Origin of the sequence: Achromobacter sp. ACM05 (assembly GCF_019218915.1) — a bacterium.
Classification (GTDB): domain Bacteria; phylum Pseudomonadota; class Gammaproteobacteria; order Burkholderiales; family Burkholderiaceae_B; genus Achromobacter; species Achromobacter animicus.
In genome coordinates, this window is sequence record NZ_JAHUWQ010000015.1 from 1 (window position 1) to 440 (window position 440).

A 440-nucleotide genomic window follows, 5' to 3' on the forward strand; every position below is an offset into this window, starting at 1 on the left:
TGATCAGATCATTGCTCGTCGACTTGCCAGCCAGGTCGGTGACCTTGACCGTGAAGTTGTCGCGAACCGAGTCATCGCCCGCCGAGTGGTTATCGGCGCCGCCCGTTTCCTTGTACGAGTAGGAGATGACACCGGTCGCAGCGTTGTAGCCGGTGACGGTCAGGATGCCCTTGTCGGTCGTGATGACGACCGGGTTGGCGGCAGAGGCGCCAGCCACATCGCGGCCAGCCACGGTGACGGCGGTGATGCCAGCTTCCGCCGACACGCCAACCGAACCCGTGACGGTTGCACCGGAGGCTTCCACCACACTGTTGTGCGCGCTGGTGACGTTGCCGTCGCTATCAACCGGGGTGACGACCGGAGGACCGTCGGTTTGGCCGTTGATCGTGATGGTCAGCACCGCTTCGCTCTTGTCGCCGTCCGCGTCGGTGATGGTGTAG

1 protein-coding gene is annotated in these 440 nt (G+C 63.9%); it reads right to left on the minus strand.

All coding sequences use genetic code 11. The features are described from left to right. Window positions 1–440, minus strand: a 440-nt coding sequence (locus tag KW836_RS27675; RefSeq protein ID WP_218345307.1) for a hypothetical protein, incomplete at both ends; no start/stop codon positions are given.